The sequence below is a fragment of the Micromonospora sp. SYSU B005 genome (genome assembly GCF_055362685.1).
On the sequence record NZ_JAXCFU010000055.1, the window covers coordinates 1 to 1,314 of the forward strand.

Sequence of the window (1,314 nt, forward strand, 5' to 3'; positions counted from 1 at the left end):
GGATGCTCCTATAGAAGTCAAGGGGTGTTGAGGGTGGTGAAGTCAGCGAGGAGGGCGGTGTGGACCTCGCGGACGATGTAGCGCTTGAGGCAGCGCATGATTTCTTTCTTGTTGAGGCCTTGTTTGGTGCGTTTGTCGACGTAGGCGCGGGTGCGGGGGTCGTGGCGCATGCGGACCAGGGCGATGGTGTGCAGGGCTGAGTTGGCGGCTCTGTCGCCGCCTCGGTTGAGGCGGTGGCGATCGGTGCGTCCTGAGCTGGCGGGGATGGGCGCGGCGCCGCAGAGGTGGGCCAGAGCGGCTTCGGAGCGGAGTCGGTCGGGGTTGTCGCCGGCGGTGGTGAGTAGTTGTCCGGCGACGTCGGTGCCGATGCCGTAGACGGCGTGCAGGTGTGGGGCGGTGCGGGCGACGGCGGGTCGTAGCCGCTGGTCGGCTTGGGTGATCTCGGCGGTCAGGGCCTGGATCCGGGCGGCGATGGCCGTCAGGGCGGCTTTGGTGGCCTCGACGGGATCAGTGAGTCGGGTCTGGTCGACGGGGAGCGCGGCGCACCGGTCGACCAGCGGCGGTCCCGGCTGGGTGAGGTCGTGGCGCAGGGCTTCCGGAGCAGAGGCGACCAGGCCGTGGAGCTGGTTGAGCGCGGCGGTGCGGGCTTTCATCGCGCCGCGGCGGGCCACCCGCAGGGCGCGGATGGCCTCGACCGGGCCGGTGCGGGTCTTCGGCGTGCCGCTGGCCTGTCCGGACAGGGCCGCTCGGGCTGCGGCAAGCGCGTCGAGAGGGTCGGACTTGCCCTTGGCCCGGCGGGCTCGCCGGGCCGGACGGTCGACCTCGACCACCGCGACGCCCTGAGCGGTGAGGTGGCGGGCCAGTCCCGCACCGTAGGTGCCGGTGCCCTCCACCCCAACCTTGATCACCTGCCCGAATCGGCGTAGCCAGGCCAGTAGGTGCCGGTAGCCCGCCGCCGACGCGGGAAACTCCTGGTCACCCAGTACCCGGCCAGCACCGTCGATGACGGCGGCGTGATGAGTCTTGCCGTGGGTGTCGACACCACCTGTGACCTGACGCTTCTTGGCTGCCATGCTGGAACCGTCGTCCCTCTCGCTTGCACCGAACAGGGTCGGCACGCACCGCCGGGACGGGCGGACAGGACAGTGACGGGACCTCTTGCACAGGCTCCTATCAGGTCACGAACGCCCAGCAGGTGAGTGCAGGAACGGGTCACCCGGACAAGCCGACGAATCCCCTAGAAGACACCACGGTCAGTCAGAGGGTGAGTCAGACCGGCCGGGTGACCCGCTCCCACATCATCACTGTCAGAGG

The 1,314-nt window shown here is 69.7% G+C and carries 1 protein-coding gene; it reads right to left on the reverse strand.

What is annotated here, in order from left to right:
- Positions 1-17: 17 nt before the first annotated feature.
- Positions 18-1,073: an IS110 family RNA-guided transposase gene (locus SM452_RS30320; protein WP_463841219.1), complete on the reverse strand. Its 1,056-nt coding sequence runs from the start codon at positions 1,071-1,073 to the stop codon at positions 18-20.
- Between the last annotated feature and the right edge of the window lie 241 nt (positions 1,074-1,314).

What these genes read in the sequence shown, in the direction of transcription:
- SM452_RS30320 (WP_463841219.1), bottom strand. Translation starts at nt 1,073, where the DNA reads ATGGCAGCCAAGAAGCGTCAGGTCACAGGTGGTGTCGACACCCACGGC.